17 protein-coding genes are annotated in these 16,468 nt (G+C 64.5%); 6 read left to right on the top strand and 11 right to left on the bottom strand.

The annotated features are described in order from the left end of the window. Nucleotides 1-120 precede the first annotated feature (120 nt). From NFG58_RS01790 to NFG58_RS01800, 3 genes are read right to left on the bottom strand one after another with little or no spacing between them, the layout of a single operon-like run. Nucleotides 121-1,596 carry a sodium:solute symporter family protein gene (locus tag NFG58_RS01790; protein ID WP_045992611.1) on the bottom strand — a complete coding sequence of 492 codons (1,476 nt, stop codon included), beginning with the start codon at nucleotides 1,594-1,596 and terminating at the stop codon, nucleotides 121-123. Beyond that, nucleotides 1,589-1,813, bottom strand: coding sequence for a DUF3311 domain-containing protein (locus NFG58_RS01795; protein ID WP_045992612.1), 225 nt, complete (start codon nucleotides 1,811-1,813; stop codon nucleotides 1,589-1,591). Before NFG58_RS01795 ends, NFG58_RS01790 begins: the two co-directional genes overlap by 8 nt. Before the next feature lie 44 nt (nucleotides 1,814-1,857). After that, the gene (locus NFG58_RS01800) at nucleotides 1,858-3,054 is read right to left on the bottom strand and encodes a M20 aminoacylase family protein (protein ID WP_348827473.1); all 1,197 of its coding nucleotides are present in this window, start codon (nucleotides 3,052-3,054) and stop codon (nucleotides 1,858-1,860) included. Nucleotides 3,055-3,227: 173 nt separating this feature from the next. Here NFG58_RS01800 and NFG58_RS01805 point away from each other — a divergent pair, with 173 nt between their 5' ends. Further along, entirely contained in the window at nucleotides 3,228-4,118 is an 891-nt protein-coding gene (locus tag NFG58_RS01805; RefSeq protein WP_045992614.1) for a LysR family transcriptional regulator, read from the top strand. A gap of 103 nt (nucleotides 4,119-4,221) precedes the next feature. Here the strand turns inward: NFG58_RS01805 and NFG58_RS01810 are convergent, their stop codons facing one another. The 3 genes from NFG58_RS01810 to NFG58_RS01820 form a co-directional block, all read right to left on the bottom strand. Then, nucleotides 4,222-5,559, bottom strand: a complete 1,338-nt coding sequence (locus NFG58_RS01810) for a Na+/H+ antiporter NhaC family protein (protein ID WP_213230862.1) — start codon at nucleotides 5,557-5,559, stop codon at nucleotides 4,222-4,224. Between the two features lie 477 nt (nucleotides 5,560-6,036). Then, entirely contained in the window at nucleotides 6,037-6,255 is a 219-nt protein-coding gene (locus NFG58_RS01815; protein ID WP_108131112.1) for a hypothetical protein, read from the bottom strand. After that, on the bottom strand, nucleotides 6,252-6,515 hold the full coding sequence (locus tag NFG58_RS01820; protein ID WP_045992616.1) for a hypothetical protein: 264 nt from the start codon (nucleotides 6,513-6,515) through the stop codon (nucleotides 6,252-6,254). Before NFG58_RS01820 ends, NFG58_RS01815 begins: the two co-directional genes overlap by 4 nt. 403 nt (nucleotides 6,516-6,918) lie before the next feature. On the opposite strand from NFG58_RS01820, the gene NFG58_RS01825 reads away from it, so the two are divergent. Further along, nucleotides 6,919-7,437 carry a fasciclin domain-containing protein gene (locus NFG58_RS01825; RefSeq protein WP_348827474.1) on the top strand — a complete coding sequence of 173 codons (519 nt, stop codon included), beginning with the start codon at nucleotides 6,919-6,921 and terminating at the stop codon, nucleotides 7,435-7,437. A gap of 186 nt (nucleotides 7,438-7,623) precedes the next feature. On the opposite strand, the gene NFG58_RS01830 is transcribed toward NFG58_RS01825, so the two are convergent. Further along, nucleotides 7,624-8,112 (bottom strand): phosphatidylglycerophosphatase A, encoded by a 489-nt coding sequence (locus NFG58_RS01830; protein ID WP_045992618.1) that lies wholly within the window; start codon nucleotides 8,110-8,112, stop codon nucleotides 7,624-7,626. 70 nt (nucleotides 8,113-8,182) lie between these two features. Next, nucleotides 8,183-9,121, bottom strand: a complete 939-nt coding sequence (locus tag NFG58_RS01835) for a transglutaminase family protein (protein ID WP_348827475.1) — start codon at nucleotides 9,119-9,121, stop codon at nucleotides 8,183-8,185. A gap of 584 nt (nucleotides 9,122-9,705) precedes the next feature. Here NFG58_RS01835 and NFG58_RS01840 point away from each other — a divergent pair. Next, nucleotides 9,706-11,163 carry a circularly permuted type 2 ATP-grasp protein gene (locus NFG58_RS01840; protein ID WP_045992620.1) on the top strand — a complete coding sequence of 486 codons (1,458 nt, stop codon included), beginning with the start codon at nucleotides 9,706-9,708 and terminating at the stop codon, nucleotides 11,161-11,163. A 4-nt stretch (nucleotides 11,164-11,167) separates the two neighbouring features. Next, nucleotides 11,168-12,154, top strand: a complete 987-nt coding sequence (locus NFG58_RS01845) for an alpha-E domain-containing protein (protein WP_231498416.1) — start codon at nucleotides 11,168-11,170, stop codon at nucleotides 12,152-12,154. Between the two features lie 151 nt (nucleotides 12,155-12,305). Here NFG58_RS01845 and NFG58_RS01850 read toward each other — a convergent pair whose 3' ends face one another. The 3 genes from NFG58_RS01850 to NFG58_RS01860 are packed head-to-tail and all read right to left on the bottom strand — an operon-like array spanning nucleotide 12,306 to nucleotide 14,974. Further along, nucleotides 12,306-13,364, bottom strand: coding sequence for a putative zinc-binding metallopeptidase (locus NFG58_RS01850; protein ID WP_348827476.1), 1,059 nt, complete (start codon nucleotides 13,362-13,364; stop codon nucleotides 12,306-12,308). 51 nt (nucleotides 13,365-13,415) lie between these two features. Continuing rightward, nucleotides 13,416-14,456 (bottom strand): alpha/beta fold hydrolase, encoded by a 1,041-nt coding sequence (locus NFG58_RS01855; protein ID WP_348827477.1) that lies wholly within the window; start codon nucleotides 14,454-14,456, stop codon nucleotides 13,416-13,418. Next, nucleotides 14,453-14,974 (bottom strand): GNAT family N-acetyltransferase, encoded by a 522-nt coding sequence (locus NFG58_RS01860; protein ID WP_348827478.1) that lies wholly within the window; start codon nucleotides 14,972-14,974, stop codon nucleotides 14,453-14,455. Before NFG58_RS01860 ends, NFG58_RS01855 begins: the two co-directional genes overlap by 4 nt. Nucleotides 14,975-15,219: 245 nt before the next feature. Between NFG58_RS01860 and NFG58_RS01865 the strand changes: the two genes are divergently transcribed. Together NFG58_RS01865 and NFG58_RS01870 are read left to right on the top strand one after the other, a co-directional pair. Continuing rightward, the gene (locus NFG58_RS01865) at nucleotides 15,220-16,140 is read left to right on the top strand and encodes a glycosyltransferase family 2 protein (protein ID WP_348827479.1); all 921 of its coding nucleotides are present in this window, start codon (nucleotides 15,220-15,222) and stop codon (nucleotides 16,138-16,140) included. Further along, entirely contained in the window at nucleotides 16,137-16,463 is a 327-nt protein-coding gene (locus NFG58_RS01870; RefSeq protein ID WP_348827480.1) for a lipid-A-disaccharide synthase N-terminal domain-containing protein, read from the top strand. The genes NFG58_RS01865 and NFG58_RS01870 overlap by 4 nt, the downstream gene beginning before the upstream one ends. The last annotated feature ends 5 nt before the right edge of the window (nucleotides 16,464-16,468 follow it).

Consider the following 16,468-nt stretch of genomic DNA (forward strand, 5'->3'; position numbering starts at 1 on the left):
CGAGGGCAAACGAGAAGACACGCGAGGGTGGCCACGGGGGGCGACAGCGTCACCTGACACGACACCAGCGGCCCGGTATCGGGCCGCTGGCGATTGGAGCAGGTCATCGACGAGGGTCTATCAGACCTGGGGTGACAGGCACTCGACCGGCGAGCGAGACTCGCGCGACTTGCGCATCAGGCTGATGACGACAAAGATCGCCGAGTTGACCACCAACCCGCAGAAGCCCGGGTGCCAGCCGAAAGGCGCATCGATGCCGAATTGCAGCAGCAGGGTGATGACGGCGCCGACACTCAGCCCGATAAAGGCCGCGGTCTGGGACGCGCGACGCCAGAACAGGGCACCCAGCAGCATCGGCAGCAGTTGCACAATAATGCCGTAGGCTCCGAGCAGCAGGCTGACCAGCGAGCCGGGGTTGGCCAGTGCCAGCAGGTACGCCATCAGCGATATCGCGATGACCCCGTAGCGCGTCAGTGACAGCGCCTTGTGCTCGGGCAGGGCGCGCATCCTGGGCGTGAACTGGACCACGTCACGTACCAGGATGGTGGCCGAGGTGTGGGCCAGGTTGGCGGCGGTCGACATGGCCGCCGCCAAGGCGCCGGACAGTGCCAGTCCGATCACCCAGGCGGGCAGGTCGGCGAGTTCCACCACGATGGTCAGCAGCACCCGGTCAGGCGAATCCAGTGGCGTGTCGGCGAGCAGCACGATGCCGGCGAAGCCGATGATCAGCAGCGGTACCAGCAGGTAGCTGTAGAGCGGGTAGAGCACAAAGACACGCTTGAGCGTCCTGACGTCCTTGGCGCTGTAGAACTTCATGAAGATGTGAGGCCACATCACGCAGCCCAGCGCGCTGACCAGTACCGCAGTGGAGAAGGCGCCCCAGCCCATCCCGGTGGCGCCGGGCATGGTCAGATATTCCGGCGCCTGGTCCTTGATCTGCTGGAACATTTCACCGACGCCGCCAAAGAACTGCTCGGCCGTGGTCAGCCCCAGTGCCCAGGCGATGACGACCATCATCAGGCCCTGCATCAGGTTGGTCCAGCCGATGCCCTGAAGGCCGCTGGCGTAGACGTAGGCGGCCACCACGCCGCAGGCCAGCAGACTGCCCAGCCAGAACGGGATGGTGCCGGAGGTCGCCGCTTCGAACAGCATGCCGGCGCCAGCGATCTGGATCGTCAGGTAGGGAATCATCGCCAGCACGCTGACGACACCGATGACCAGGCCCAGCACATTCTTTGGAGTGGGGTAGCAGGCCGACAGAAACTCGGCCTGGGTTAGAAAGCCGTGGCGGCGACCCAGTCGCGAGATATGCGGCGCGATCAGCCACCACACGATCACCGCCAGCGTCAGGTAGGCGATGATATAGAACGCCGGGGCGCCCTTGCTGTAGGCCCAACCCGGTGCGCCGAGGAAGGCAAAGGCGGAGAAGATCTCGGCACCGAGGATGAAGAACAGCACCAGCAGGCCCATATGGCGACCGCCCGCCACGTAGCCTTCCAGCGAGGAGCCCTGGCCACGCCTTGCGCGCAGGCCCACCAGCAGCACGATGACCAGATAGCCCACCGTCATGGCGGTGATCAGCAGAGAATCACTCATGGTCTGCCTCCTCGCCGGTATCCTTGCGATAGGCGATCAACAGGCCCACGAACAGGGCGAAGACCCAGGCCACGTACCAGAACATGAAGAACGGCATGCCGAGCACCATCGGATCGATGCGATTGGCGATCAGCGCACCCGGCCACACCATGGCCAGGGTGCACAGCACGAAGTAGATCAGCAGGCCCTTGGAAGGCATGCCTTTTTGGTGGTTCATGGGAAGACCTCTTGTTGTTGAGTGTGGTCGTTGTCGGCATCGCCTCAGCGATGGTCGTTCAAGGCGCCAAGAGCGATGGCAACCAGCAGTCGGCTGCCTACGGGAATGATGGCGTCGTTGAAGTCGTAGCGAGCGTTATGAAGCGGCGGGGTGGTGTCCGCTTCGGCGCTGCCGAGGAAGAAGTAGGCTCCCGGGCACTTTTCGAGCATAAAGGCGAAGTCTTCACCGCCAAGGCTGGGATTCACGTCGCGCTCCAGTGCGGTCTCGCCCAGCAGTTCCTTCGCGGTGGTGATGACGTGGTTGGTCGCCGCCGGGTGATTGACCGTGGCCGGAAAGATGCGCTGGTGATCGACCTCGATCTCGCCGCCGTAGGTCGCCGCCACACCATCGCAGGTGCGCTGGATGGCCTCGGCGATGCGATCCTGGGTAGCGCTGTCGAGGGTTCGCACCGTGCCGCTCAGTCGGACCTCGTCGGGAATGATGGCGAAGCCTTCGAGTTCACCTCCCTTGATGCCGCACAGGCTCAGTGCCGCTGGAGACAGTGGGTCGGCATCGCGCGAGACCACGCTGTGCAGGGCCTGGATCAGAGCGCCGGCCATCCTGACCGGGTCGGTAGAAAGGTGAGGGTTCACCCCGCCGTGGCCGCCCTTGCCGCGGATGCAGATATCCAGGCGATCGGTGGCGGCCATGATCGGGCCCGGGCGAATCGCCACCTGCCCCCGGGGCAGAGCCGGCCAGTTGTGCAGGCCGTAGATCGCATCCATGGGGAAGCGCTCGAACAGCCCCTCCTCGACCATCGCTCGTCCACCGCCCAGGCCTTCTTCCGCCGGTTGGAACACCAGGTGGATGGTGCCGGAAAAATCGCGGTGGCGGGCGAGGTAGCGAGCGGCGCCGATCAGCATGGTGGTGTGGCCATCGTGGCCGCAGGCATGCATGACACCAGGCACTTCGGAGACATGGCCGTGGTCGCTTGCCTCCTGAATCGGCAGCGCGTCCATGTCGGCGCGCAGGCCAATACGGCGACCGTTGTCGGGGCCAAGCCCTTTGATGGTGGCCACGACACCGGTGCCGCCCAGGCCGTGGTCGAAGGGAATGTCGAGCCGCTCGAGTTCATCGCAGACACGCGCGGAGGTGGCGTGTTCCTTGAAGCCGAGTTCCGGATGCCGATGAAAGTGCTGGCGCAGTTCGGTCAGACTGCTGTGCTGGTCGTCGAAGAAGGTGGGGTCGATAGGCTGGGTCATGATATTCCGGACGCTTGTTGATTGTGTCCTTCATCATGGTTGGCGGTATGTCATAGATAAAATATTATTATTTTTATGTTTCCATGCTTTTATTGTATGGATTTGCCGTATGAGCCGTCGACTGGGGTGAATCCTGGCACTGGCGTGGTGGCCCCGCTCAACAAGGATCGAACATGGACTTCAAGCAGCTGCGCTACTTTCTGACGGTGGTCGAGGAGGGCGCGATTTCCAGCGCGGCAAGAAAGATCCCGTTGGCCCAGCCGGCCTTGACCCGTCAGCTCAGGCTGCTGGAGGAGTCGGTGGGAGCTACCCTGCTGGAGCGATCACGTCAGGGCGTAAGCTTGACCGCTGCGGGGGTTGCCTTTCACGGCGAAGCGCGACGACTGTTGCGAGAGTTCGAGACAGCCAAGCTCGATGCTCGTCGGATTGCCGATGGCCAGCTCGGACAGCTGCGTCTGGGCGTCACCGTCATGCACCTGTGGGTGCCCCAGATCGTCAAGCTGCTCAACGGGTATCGCCAGCGTTACCCGGACGTCAGCCTCAAGGTACAGTCGCTGCTGTCCGCGCCCCAGGTGGAGGCGCTGCGCCATCATCAGCTGGATGCGGGGATGCTGTTCTTTCCCCCTGACGATGATGATCAGCTCGACAGCCACTGCCTCTATGAAGACCGTCTTGTGCTGGTAGCCAGCGAAGGGTCGCGCCTGGCGCAGCATCCCCCCTCTCGACTGGCGGACCTGGCCGGTGAAGACTTCATCTGGTTCGAGCGCAGCGCGACACCGGTCTATCACGACAAGCTGATCCATGCCTTTCAGCGACGTGGCTTCACCCCCCACGTGGTGCAGGAAGGCACCGACAACGCCACCATGCTGTGCCTGGTGGCGGCGGGCATGGGCTGCACGATATTGCCGGAAATGACCATGGCCGGGGCCCCGGAAGGCGTGGTCAGCTTTCCTCTGGAGGATCTGGATATAGTGCTGCCACTGATGCTGGTCTGGCGCAGGGATGCCAGCCTGCCGGCGGTCCGACGCTTGATCGAGGTGGCAGAGTCGCAATCGCTGGCCTGAACGGCCGCGCCCTGTTATCTGCGCTTGGCCTGGTGCCGTGCAAAAGGCCACCCGAGGGGTGGCCTTTGCCATTGCTGCGAGGCTTGGTGTCAGGTGCTGCGCATTACAGCACCATGGCGGCGATCCAGGCGAACACCAGCATGCCGATGTTGCAGTGCAGGAAGGTGGGGATGACGCTGTCGCGAATATGGTCGTGCTGGCCATCGGCGTTAAGCCCGGCGGTGGCGCCCAGGGTGATGGTCGAGGCCGGCGAGCCAGCGTCGCCCAAGGCCGCCGAGGCGCCCAGCAAGGCCATCGCCGCCAGCGGGTCGAAGCCCAGGGTCAGCGCCAGTGGCAGGTAGATGGGTGCCAGGATCGGCACACTGGCGAAGGAGTCGCCGAAGCCGATGGTGATGAACAGTCCCACCACCAGCATCACCGCTGCGCCCAGCGCCATGTTGCCGCCGATCAGTTCGGCCGACGCCGCCACCAGAGGCTCGATTTCGCCGGTGGCGGTCAGCACGCCGGCAAAGCCGGAGGCGACGGTGATGATGACCGCGATCTGCGCCATCATCCGCAGCCCGTCGGTGAAGACGTCATCCTGCTCCTGCCAGCGGAAGATACCGGAGACCCCCAGGATCAGAAAACCGACCATGGCTCCGAGCAACAGCGAGTCGAACTTGAGCTGAAAGACCAGGGCCACCGCCAGGGCTCCCAAGGTGATGACCAGCTGTAGCGGCTTCAGGCGAGCCGGCGAGGCGGGCCTGGCGGCGGCGGTGGTGCTTGGTGTGACGTAGTCGCGCGGGCGGCGATAGCTGATAAAAACGGCCACCAGCAGCCCCGCGACCAGGCCCAGCACCGGTAGTGCCATGGCCTTGGGGGCCATGTCGGCGGTGGCGGTCAGCCCGTAGTCCGCGCCGACGCTGTTGACGTTGGCCAGCAGGATCTCGTTGAGAAAGATGGCACCGAAGCCGGTGGGCAGCAGCAGGTAGCTGGCGCTGATCGAGCAGGCCAGGATGCAGGCCACGGCGCGGCGGTCGACTCGCAGGCGATCGAGCACCACAAGCAGCGGAGGCAGCAGGATCGGAATGAAGGCGATGTGCACCGGCACCAGATTCTGCGACATCAGTGAGGCGACGATGAACAGGCCGAACAGCGTCCACTTGACGCCCTTGCGGGTACTTTGCTCGTCGCTGCCAAGGCGCGCCGAGATAGCATCGGCCAGCAGTTCGAGCAGGCCCGAGCGTGACAGCGCCACGGCGAAGGCGCCGATCATCACGTAGGTCAGGCCGACCTGGGCGCCGACCAGCAGGTTGTCATTGAAGGCGCCGATGGCGTCGTTCATCGACAGCCCGGCGTGCAGCGCGCCTAGCATGGCGGCGCTGATCAGAGCGATGGCCACGGGGATCCGCAGCAGGCACAGCACGATCATGCTGAGGATCGTCAACACCGCCGCGTTGATGTGGTAGCCGACGGCCAGGGTCGAGGCGTAGATCAGGGCGCACAGAGCAATGGTCGGCAGTGCGCGGGTGCGGGCAAAACGGTTTGCCTTGGGAGAAGGGTCGGTAAGGGCGGTCTCTTGCATGGGGTCTCCGGCTCGTCATGAGCCACGTGTCCAGGGGGCGTGAGAGTGCCGGCGAGCGTGGCGTAACCGCGGAGGGCTGGTCCTCTTCTAGGGGAGGTTGAAGCCTGACGGCCGTTCGCTAGCGGGCGAATGATACCCCAAACCTGGGCCGTGGCCCGCACTGGCCTCGATAGCGGTCTCGATGGTCGCCGCCATGGTGGCAAGGGGGGAAAGGAGGAAAGGAAGAAAGGAAGAAAGCAAAGAAGCGGCTGCGCTGCCTTCCATCAAAAACGCCGCCCCGAAAGGGGCGGCGTGAATCGCCAGGACGCGTCGGCGAAAAGCGGGGCGCAGAAACGCTGTCTCTCAAGCCATCGCTCAGGCGGGTACCGCCTGGGCGGCGCCAGAGGAAGCCGGTACTGCAGGCATGGACGGTGGCAGGGTCGCCATCAGCGCGCGCTCCAGGTCCATGGCCTTGCACTTGTAGGCGGTGCAGTTGGCGCAGTGAACGCTGTCGCCGTCGTCTTGACCAACAGGCAGCGTGAAGCGGGAGTGGCCACAGATGGTGCAGCTCAGGTCCAGGGCGACGGTGATCATGCGACTCGCTCTCCCTTGGTGTGCTGCTGCTCGATCAAGGCATCGTGCTCACGTCGCATGGCCATCATCAGGCTGCGAGACTTGTTGAGAAAGCGCAGGCGGTCGGGCGTCTGCTGTTCTTCCCAGGCGCCCAGGGTGGCATGAAACTCACCGCACTCGGTGCAGTTCAGCTCTTCCCAGTCATTGGGCTGAGCCGTTACAGGTCCCGGTGTGCTGGCCAGGTCGTGGCCACAGCGGGTACAGGAAATCGGGTAGTACACGGGTCGCCCTCCTTGGCGCATGACGTGCCGTCGTTCGTTCCGTTGTGGAAGCGAGGCTGCGCATGGCCCTCCTGGCCGAGCCTCAACGGTACGAAAGGTTCTCATCGCCAGGCTTGGTATGCAAGTATTGTATAGGTTTTCTGTCGCCGGAAGCGTATCGGCATCTCGCCGTCATTACCGTCTTTCCGAGCAGCGCCCATATCATGACGTCAAAAGATGACGCTTTGATGATCAGAGTGGCGAAAGCTGTCGTAAAACTTTTTCTTGTACATTACTTGTTCTTGATCTAATTTTTGTACATGAACTGCGTCGTCCTGGTTGAACAGCCCCGACAGAGAGGTTCCCGGGAGGCGCGCAGTGGCGACGCGACATCTCGGAGCAATCACCGCAAGGAGGCGAGAGCATGAAAAAAGCAATGTCTGCCGCAACGTCGTTCCTGCCGAGCTGCGTGCTCGGCGTAGCGCTGCTCGCTGGCGGGGTGGCCGAAGCGGATCAGCAGCAACAGCAGGATCCCTCACGCAATCTGCTCGAAGTCGCCCAGGCCGACGGACGTTTCTCGACATTGCTTGATGCTGTCGAGAAGGCTGGCCTCGACGAGCCGCTACAGGGAGATCAATCCTATACGCTCTTTGCTCCAACGAACGAAGCCTTCGGTACCCTGCAGCCAGGACAGCTCGATGAGTGGATGAGCGACGACAAGGCCTCCCACCGACGTCTGGTCGAGGTCGTTTCCTACCACATGGTGGAAGGAGAAGTGTCACTGGAGGAGTCATCCGAGGTGACCACCCTGCAGGGAACCGACATGGCCATCGACGCCCAGGAAGGCTCGGCAAGCGTAGGCAATGCCGCCGTGGTGGAGTCCGACATCAAGGCCAGCAATGGGGTGATCCACGTGGTGGACAGCGTGCTGATTCCTGAATAACCGAGGCTGAGTGAGTGACGCCAGTGCAACATCTGCTGCACTGGTCGCCAGAGGCCGGGCACGAGGTCCCCCGGTCACTGTTTCGATAGATCCCTGTCCCGTTTGGCCGCCCGTCGAGGGCGGTTTTTTTGTGTCAGGGCTGTGGATATAGGAAGCAGCACCCGGCATTGGCAGGCCGCTATTGGCTTATGAGGACTGCTCGGGGTCTCGTTGCCAGTAGCGGCGGGTCAGGCGCACCAGCAGTATCAGGGTGAGGGCGGCGTACAGAGCAGCCATCGCGTCGTCGGCGACGATGCCGAGTCCCCCGCCAATACCTTCGATCTCGCGTACCGGGGACAGCTTGGAGATATCGAACAGGCGAAACAGTAGATAGCCCAGCGGCAGGATGATGCGCCGTCGGTAGCGCGAGAAGGCCAGCACCGCGATGGGCAGGGCCACCCATTCGTCGAGCACAATCTGGGGCAGGTCGCCGCCGCCCAGCCACAGCGAAGCGAAGTGGCAGACGGGAACGGCCAGCACGAGGAGAGTCAGGGTAACGGCCAGGCGCGTGCCGAGCGGCAGCCGGAACAGCCACCAGGCGACCGGCAGTCCGATCAGGGAGCCGACCGTCCCCGGCGCCCAGGGGGAATAGCCCAGGCCGAAGCCGGTGGCAATCCAGATCAACAGGTCCTGCATGGAATCTCTCCTGGAAGACGGTGGGCAGGGCAAGGCCGGGCAGAGCCTGCGCAATATAAAGGACAGCGAATCAGCCGGCTATCGGCGCTGCCGGGTGATCGCCAGGGCTGGCGGAGGTCGGGCAGGTGGCCGCGACTTCCCCGGCGGGAACAACGTCCACTTCCACCTCGAGGCGCTGGCGCCCACCACCGGTCACCACGCCCTTGAGCGGCGCCACGTCCTCGTAGTCGCGGCCCCAGCCAAGCAACAGGTGTCGTTCGCCGGCGCGCACACCGTTGGTGGGGTCGAAGTCGAGCCAGCCCCAGCCGGGTATCAGTACGGAGAACCAGGCGTGGGAGGCGTCGGCGCCCATCAGTCGAGGCTGTCCTGGAGGCGGTCGAGTCTCGAGATAGCCGCTGACGTAGCGCGCGGCCAGACCCACCGAGCGCAGGGTGGCGATGGCCAGGTGAGCGAAGTCCTGACACACCCCACGGCGATGCTGGAGCACCTGGGACGGTGTCGTCTCCATGTCGCTGAACTCGCTGTCGTAGCGGAATTCCTCATGGATGCGACGGTTCAATCGCTCCACGCAGTCCACCAGATCGCCACCAGCGGGAAAACAGTCTTCGGCCCAGGCGGCGAGCAGCGGGCGGCGCTCGATATAGGCGGAGTTTTCAAGAAACGGCTGTGCTTCGCGGAAACCTGGCTGGTGGCGGTCTGCCAACAGCTCTCGACACCGCTCCCAGCTAATGATGGCCTGCGGCGGTGTGGCGCGAGGCGAGGTCATGACCTGCGCCTCCAGCGTGACCTCGAGCTGGGTATGGGGGGTGTCGACCGCGAACAGCGCGATATGGTTGCCGAAGGCGTCCTGTCGGCTCTGGCGTAGCGACTCGCCCGGCGAGATCGACAATTGCGCCCAGGCAACCTGCTGGTAGGCCATCTCACGGGGCATCAGGCAGGCCTCGTTCTCGCTGAGTGTCACGATCTCGCTGTAGTGGTAGCGCGTGGTGTGGCGAAGTCGATAGATCATCTGCCGGATCCCGCCGTGCCACCCCTGACAAGGCTGGCCAGACGGCACCGCCTGGCGCCGCTGTCTTGAGCAGGGCAGGACAGCGGTGCGCACGAGCCAGGGAGTGCGGAACGAGAAGAGGCAGGCATGGGAAGCGAGGAGGCTCCTGGGTGTCGGCGAATGTTGCAGAAGGTGACGATATCCCCCCCGAACCGTGGCGACAAGATGTACCCGACTCCTGCCTTTCTCTCAAGCCCGAAAGGTGGGCGTCGTCAGCAGCAGGTGCCATCGACCGGCTTCTGCAAGGGCTGCCGAGGGCTACCGCCCGCGCTTGCCGGGGGGCGCCATGATTGCACCAGATCGGTGCTCGCTGCCTCTTCTTGCTGGTTCGTGGGGCACTTTCGGCAGGAGCAAGTGGTCGCTTTTTGTCCAAATTGCTCAATTGCGCCAGCCCATTCGGCGAGAAGGCTCGGCGCTGCGGCCTATTCTCGGCGGTCTGGTACAGGGCTTGCTATACAGCAAGGAGGGACCCGGTACGGTCGAAGGCGGGGGTGCCATCGTCGTGGTCGGGTCGCCGGATGCCGAAAACAATCGAGGGTGTGCCGATGAGCCATGTGGATTGGCAGCAGTACGACTGCGCAGGGTTCTATGACGAACTGGTGGCGACGCCCGGGATGCCGCGGGAGGCGGCCAAGATGCTGTGTGACGTGCTCGCGGGCTTTGCCCCTGACGAGTTGGAAGAGCGCAAGAACGCAGCAGAGATCGCCATTCGCACCATGGGGATCACCTTCACGGTGTATTCCGAGGGCAGCATGATCGACCGCGCCTGGCCTTTCGACATCGTGCCTCGCATCATCCCCGCCGACGAGTGGCGACGCACCGAGGCAGGCCTCAAGCAGCGGGTCGAGGCGCTCAACCTGTTCATCGACGACCTGTACCACGACCAGAAGGTCGTCAAGGATGGCGTGCTGCCGGCGGCGGTGCTCGAGCAATCCGTCAACTTTCGCCCCCAGTGTGTAGGGATCGATCCGCCCCACGGGGTCTGGGCGCATATCTGCGGCTCCGATCTGGTGCGTGGTGGCGACGGCACCGTCTACGTACTGGAGGACAACCTGCGGATACCGTCCGGGGTGTCCTACATGCTCGAGAATCGCAACGTGACCAAGCGCGTGCTGCCGGAGCTGTTTGCCTCGGGCAAGATTCATCCGGTGGACGACTATGTGCCCCAGCTTTACGACATGCTGGCGGGCATGTCGCCACGCCATTGGGACGATCCCCAGGTGGTGGTGCTGACCCCGGGTATCTACAACTCGGCCTACTACGAGCACGCCTACCTGGCCCAGCAAATGGGTGTGCAACTGGTCCAGGGCCCGGATCTGCTGGTCGATGACGACGACGTGGTCTACATGCGCACCGTCCAGGGGCTGACCCGTGTGGACGTGATCTACCGCCGCGTCGACGACGCCTTCCTCGACCCGGAGGCGTTTCGCAAGGACTCGGTGCTGGGCGTGCCCGGATTGATGCGGGCCTGGCGCAGCGGCAAGGTGGCGCTGGCCAACGCCCCGGGGGCCGGTGTCGCCGATGACAAGGTGGTCTACGCCTTCGTGCCGAAACTGATCAAGTACTACCTGGATCAGGAGGCACTGCTGCCCAATGTGCCGAGCTACCTGTGCATGCTCGAGGAAGACCGCCGCTATGTGCTGGAGCACCTGCATGAACTGGTGGTAAAGCCCGCCAACGAGTCCGGCGGCTACGGCATGCTGATGGGCCCCCAGGCCTCCCAGGCCGAGCGTGATGCCTTCGCCAGGCTGATCCAGGAGAACCCACGCAACTACATGGCTCAGCCCATGCTGAACCTGTCCACCACCCCCACGCTGTTCGATGGCCGGCCCGAGCCGCGCCACGTCGATTTGCGCCCCTTCATCCTGTCGGGCCAGGACGGCGCCTACGTCACCACCGGTGGATTGACCCGTGTGGCCCTGGTCAAGGGCTCGCTGGTGGTCAACTCGTCCCAAGGGGGCGGCAGCAAGGACACCTGGATCGTCGAGACGGGGGAGGACTGAGACCATGCTGATGCTTTCCAGAGTCGCCGAAAACCTGTACTGGATGGCCCGCTACATCGAGCGTGCCGAAGATACCGCCCGCCTGATCAACGTCTCCAGTCACCTGATGCTCGACATGCCCTACCGCCAACCGCTGGGATGGGCGGCGATGGTCGATATCACCGGGGGCGCCGAGGTGTTCGAGACCCTCTACGACGAGCCCAACGATCGCAACGTGGTGCAGTTCCTGTGTGCCGACCGACGCTACTCCGGCTCGATCCTGTCCGCCCTGGCCCAGGCCCGCGAGAATCTGCGCACCACGCGGGACGTGGTACCGCGGGAGGTATGGGAAGAAATCAACCAGCTCTACATGACCGCCAGTGCCCACGCCGATGCGGGCCTCGGCCCGGGACGCCGAGAGCGCTTTCTGAAGCTGGTGATTCGCGGCTGTCAGACGTTGATCGGGTTGATCGAGGGCACCCTCAGCTACGGTGGGTCACGGACCTTCATGATGCTCGGGCGCCAGCTCGAACGGGCCGACATGATCACCCGCATCATCGATGTGCGCTCGGCCAACCTGCTGCAGCGTGACAGCGACGAGATTCGTCCGTTCGAGCACCTGCAGTGGATGAGCGTGCTCAAGTCGTTGACGGCCTACCAGATGTATCGACAGCACGTGCGCTGTCGGGTCAGGGCCACCGACGTGCTGCGTTTCCTGGTGCAGGACTCCCTGTTCCCGCGTTCGGTGTCGCGCAGTCTCAAGGACAGCATTCGCGCGCTGCGCTCGCTGCCGCGACATGAGCGCGCCCTGGCCACGGCGACGCTGGTGCTGGCCGATGTGGCCGAGGCCGACGTCCGTGCCCTGGTGCGCTCCCCCGAGGCCCTGCACGACTTTATCGACGTGCTGCAACAGGGCTTTGCCGAGCTGCATACGGCGATCGCCCGCACCTACTTCCCGACCCTCGACGACCTGGGCGATGGCGAACTACTGGCGGCCAGCGACCAGGCGTGAAGCCAGGCGGGCCAGGTATCCCATGGCCCGCCTGCCCTGAGCCACTGCTGAATCTAGCCAAGCCGAATCTAGCCACGCCGGACCTTGCCAAGCATTGCGGCCCCTCCTGGAAAGGGGGGCGCATGGTGGTGCTAGGCGGGCACCGGGCGGTTCACTGCTGTCGTCGCGCTGCCAGCACCATGTCGTGGATATAGCAAAGCTTGCAGGCGATGGTCGGGGTGATCACCTCCGGCACCAGGTCGAGCAGCCCCATCTCGCGATTCATCTCGTTGAAGCCGAGACTCAGGCGGCGAAAGGTGGTCAACATCGCTTCGGGGTCCTCGTCGAAGCCGGTGGGGGTGATGCCGAAGTGTCCGGCGGTATCGAGGATGGCGACCATGTCCAGGTAGAAGCCGAAGGTTTCGGCGAAGTCCTCCCAGGGGTGCATGGTGGCGTAGGCCGACACGAAGCGGCCGCGCCAGTCATTCGGTGGTCCCTGCTGATAGTGGCGATCGAGGGCTTCGCTGTAGCTGGGGTTGTTGTGGTCACCGAATACCTCGATGCAGGCTGGCTCGTCACGGTTCTTGATCAACAACTCCCAGTAATAGTGTCCGATCTCGTGGCGGAAGTGGCCGATCAGGGTGCGGTGGGCCTCGTTGAAGTCGTTACGCAGGCGCTCGCGCTCGACGTCGTCGGCTTCCTTGACGTTGATGGTGATCAGTCCGCCGGCGTGACCGGTGAACACCGGCATGCCCTCGTCGCTGGAGTGCCAGTCGCCTTCTGCCGCCACTTCGTCGGCGAGGAAGGCGAAGGCCAGCGGCGGGTTGGCGCGGCGGCCATCTACCTCGTGGGGTAGCCCCAGCAGGTCGAGGGTGTAGAAAAGCCGGCGCTTGGCACTCTCGAGCTTGGCCCAGCGTTCACGATGGCCGGGCACCGACAGGTCGGGGATGGCCTGGTTGTGGCGACAGCAGTCACACAGCGTCATGCCACGGTTGGCCTCCTCGCTGGTGATCATGCGGTTGCAGACCCCTTCCACGGAATAGTTGTGGCACTTGACCAGCAGCGTAGCGCAGGTGTCGTCGACGCAGCGGTAGCGACCATCGGGCTGGAGATCGACCGTCACCAGGGCATGGCAACCCGGGCACCAGCCAAGTTCGGAGTGGCATACCAGGCAGAGGGTATTGTCGAAGAACAGGCGGTTGTCACAGCGTTGGCAGGGGTAGTGGCGCATTCGCATGCCCTCGGGCGTGGCCAGTCAGGTGTCGTCGCCAGTATAGCCAGGCTACCGGGCGGGCGGCGGGTCGGTCTCGTCTGGAGTGTGCTGAGGCGACTCGGTGGCGTGGGCCGTGGGCGCTGGCGCCGGCGACTGCGCCAACGCCTGGGCGAGAAATTCCCGCTGGTCGTCGGCGAAGGCCGCCCGCCAGTCACCCTCGTAGATCTCGAAGTGGCCGGTGTCGTAGGTCTTGAGTGTGGCCCGTGATCCCAGTGCTTCCGCCAGCCGGTAGCCGGGGGCGATCGGCGCGACGCTGTCACGCAGGCAAAGTTGCAGCAGCACCGGACAGTGAACCTGGCGGGCCCGGGTGACCGGACGGTAGAGCCCGAGCGCCAGCAGGGCGCGTGGCGCAATACGATTGTCGAAGTCGTCATCGACAAACGACAGGATCCCCGTCAGGGCGTCCGGGGCGGAGAGCGCGGCCAGGGTCCCCGGCTCGCCGGCCAGTGGCAGGTACCGAGGAGCCCGGCCGAGGCAGCCCCTGGCAAGGTCGGCGAGTCCCACTCCGGTCATGCGCAGGAAGGTGCCAGGTCCTGCGTCCTTGAGCTTGAGCAGCGACGAGGCCCGACCGTCGAGCATCGGATTCATGGCGATGACCGCAGCGACATCGTCGCGACGAGCCGCCAGAGTGATGACATGGGCCGACGAGAACGACGTACCCCACAGCACCAGCGGGAGGGCCGGTGCCCGGCCCCGGGCGTAGTCGATGGCGGCCGTGTAGTCCTGTTGCTGGCGCTTGATACCGAGCAGCTGGCGAGGCTCGCCGTCGGAGCGGCCGAAGTGACGATAGTCGAAGACCAGCACGCTGTGGCCGGTGTGATGCAGGGCCTGGGCGTAGCCGACAAGGCCGCCTGCCACCGTGCCACCAAGACCGTGGGCCATGACCACCACCGCACCATCGTCGGCACCTTCGAACCACCAGCCGCGACAGCGAGTATCGCCACTGTCGAAGGTTACCGCTTCGGCGCAGGACAGCTCGCGGGTGTCGGCACTGTCGAGGGGCAACGGTGTGGCGCTGTTGTCGGGGCTGGCGTCATCACTTGCGCTCATCGGCTGGCCTCCTTCAGGTCGCCATCCAGGCCGTCATCCCGGTCGTCATCGAAGACGGCCAAGGTCATGTAGACGCTGTTGGGATCCTCGACATAGCCGGCGAAGGGCGCACAGGGGGTAAAGCCGTGACGCGTGTAGAACTGGCGAGCCGGAGCGAAGCCCGGCTGTGAGCCGGTCTCCAGGCTCAGCCGGCGATAGCCACGCAGTCTGGCCTCCTCGATGACCTTGTCGAGCATCAAGGAGGCCAGACCCCGGCGAAGGTGGCTTGGTGCCGTGCGCATGGACTTGATCTCGCCGTGGTCGTGGCTGACTGCCTTCAGGGCGACGCAGCCGACCAGATCGTCATCATCCCACAGCCCCCACAGGGTCACCTCCGGCGCCTTCAGTTCATCCAGGGTCAGGGCATGGCGGCTTTCCGGCGGCGAGGTGGGCGCCAGTTTCTTCAGCCCGCGGCGGTGGGCGCGGATCATCGCCGCCATGGCGGGGGCGGCAGGGTCCTCTTGCTGGAAACGCAACATGGCTACCTCGATGCAGTGGTGCCTTCAGGGTACCTCAGGTGGCACGGTTTTCGGACATCGAGTATGCGGTGGCACGTCGTCTCGCACATGAGGTCGATGAAGGTGTCTCGCCTGGAGGCTCCTGCGACGCTGTGAGCGTGGTGACGTCTCGGTGACGTCTCGACCAAGGGCGGTATCGATGAATTAAGGGTGGCTTAAGTATCGCCGGGCAAGGTGACGGTATTCTCCAGTCCGAGGCGAATCCCATGCACGCTGTCACCGTATCGGTAGTGATCCCCGCCCACAACGAGGCTGCCAACCTGCCCGCGCTGCTCGATGAGATCGAGCAAGCGTTGTCGCAACAGGCCTACGAGGTCATCGTGGTAGACGATGGCTCTGAAGATGATACCTGGCCCCTGCTGGTGACGCGGGCCCCCCGTCAGGACACGCTGAGGCCACTTCGCCATCGCGATAGCGCGGGTCAGAGCACCGCCCTGTGGCAGGCAGCGAGGCATGCCCGAGGCGAGTGGCTGGCGACCCTGGACGGCGATGGCCAGAACGACCCCGCCGATATTCCTGCGTTGCTGGAAGCCGCAAAGGCGGCTCGGGTGGACCTGGTGGGCGGTCATCGCGTCACGCGCCAGGACTCCGCGCTCAAGCGGCTGTCTTCGAGGGTGGCCAACGCGGTTCGAGCACGACTCCTCGGCGATGGCGCGCCGGATAGCGGCTGTGGTCTCAAGGTGATCCGCCGGCAGGCGTTTCTTTCGCTACCGTACTTCGATCATATGCATCGCTTTCTGCCCGCCCTTGTCGCCGCTCAGGGCGGGCGTTGTCTGTCCCACCCCGTCAAACACCGGCCTCGCAGGGCCGGGCGCTCTCACTACGGCCTGAGCAACCGCCTGTGGGTCGGCATCACCGACCTGATCGGAGTGCGCTGGCTGCAACTTCGCTCGCGACTGCCGGTGGACTGTCGTGGTATCGATGATGCGCTCGACCCGCCTCGGGTCGGGACGACGCTGGGGCATGGGGAGCTGGCCTTTGCGACGGACACCACCGTCAGCAAAACTGGTCGGCAGCAGCCGATGCCTGACGGTCTCGATGTTGTCCTGCCCCGGGTCGTCTTTGGCAGTACGGCCTCAAGCAGCAGCGTTACCCTGAACCAGGCCGCCGCAGGGCCGTCGCAATGACGCTGTCCTGGTGGTTGGCGGTGGGTTTTCTCGGCCAGGCACTGTTCTCGGCGCGCTTTGTCGTGCAGTGGATCGCCAGTGAGAGGGCGAAACGCAGCGTGGTGCCGGTGGCCTTCTGGTTTCTCAGCCTCGTCGGCGGCATGACCCTGCTGGTCTACGCCATCCATCGCCGTGACCCGGTGTTTGTTCTCGGGCAGGGGACCGGCCTCTTTATCTATCTGCGTAACCTGACGTTGTTGCGTAACAACGGGTGCTGCAGTGCTGCGCACCAACAGGGTGAAGAGACACCGCCTACCATCGAAGCTGCGCCGTCACGCACCTGAGGACA

This window comes from Halomonas sp. RT37 (assembly GCF_040070525.1).
Taxonomy (GTDB): Bacteria; Pseudomonadota; Gammaproteobacteria; order Pseudomonadales; family Halomonadaceae; genus Halomonas; species Halomonas litopenaei.

Coding starts and splice junctions, on each gene's coding strand:
- NFG58_RS01830 (WP_045992618.1), bottom strand. CDS start 8,112: ATGCAGGACCTGTTGATCTGGATTGCCACCGGCTTCGGCCTGGGCTAT.
- NFG58_RS01855 (WP_348827477.1), bottom strand. CDS start 14,456: ATGAGCGCAAGTGATGACGCCAGCCCCGACAACAGCGCCACACCGTTG.
- NFG58_RS01870 (WP_348827480.1), top strand. CDS start 16,137: ATGACGCTGTCCTGGTGGTTGGCGGTGGGTTTTCTCGGCCAGGCACTG.
- NFG58_RS01795 (WP_045992612.1), bottom strand. CDS start 1,813: ATGAACCACCAAAAAGGCATGCCTTCCAAGGGCCTGCTGATCTACTTC.
- NFG58_RS01845 (WP_231498416.1), top strand. CDS start 11,168: ATGCTGATGCTTTCCAGAGTCGCCGAAAACCTGTACTGGATGGCCCGC.
- NFG58_RS01815 (WP_108131112.1), bottom strand. CDS start 6,255: ATGATCACCGTCGCCCTGGACCTGAGCTGCACCATCTGTGGCCACTCC.
- NFG58_RS01825 (WP_348827474.1), top strand. CDS start 6,919: ATGAAAAAAGCAATGTCTGCCGCAACGTCGTTCCTGCCGAGCTGCGTG.
- NFG58_RS01800 (WP_348827473.1), bottom strand. CDS start 3,054: ATGACCCAGCCTATCGACCCCACCTTCTTCGACGACCAGCACAGCAGT.
- NFG58_RS01835 (WP_348827475.1), bottom strand. CDS start 9,121: ATGATCTATCGACTTCGCCACACCACGCGCTACCACTACAGCGAGATC.
- NFG58_RS01860 (WP_348827478.1), bottom strand. CDS start 14,974: ATGTTGCGTTTCCAGCAAGAGGACCCTGCCGCCCCCGCCATGGCGGCG.
- NFG58_RS01790 (WP_045992611.1), bottom strand. CDS start 1,596: ATGAGTGATTCTCTGCTGATCACCGCCATGACGGTGGGCTATCTGGTC.
- NFG58_RS01850 (WP_348827476.1), bottom strand. CDS start 13,364: ATGCGCCACTACCCCTGCCAACGCTGTGACAACCGCCTGTTCTTCGAC.
- NFG58_RS01840 (WP_045992620.1), top strand. CDS start 9,706: ATGAGCCATGTGGATTGGCAGCAGTACGACTGCGCAGGGTTCTATGAC.
- NFG58_RS01865 (WP_348827479.1), top strand. CDS start 15,220: ATGCACGCTGTCACCGTATCGGTAGTGATCCCCGCCCACAACGAGGCT.
- NFG58_RS01805 (WP_045992614.1), top strand. CDS start 3,228: ATGGACTTCAAGCAGCTGCGCTACTTTCTGACGGTGGTCGAGGAGGGC.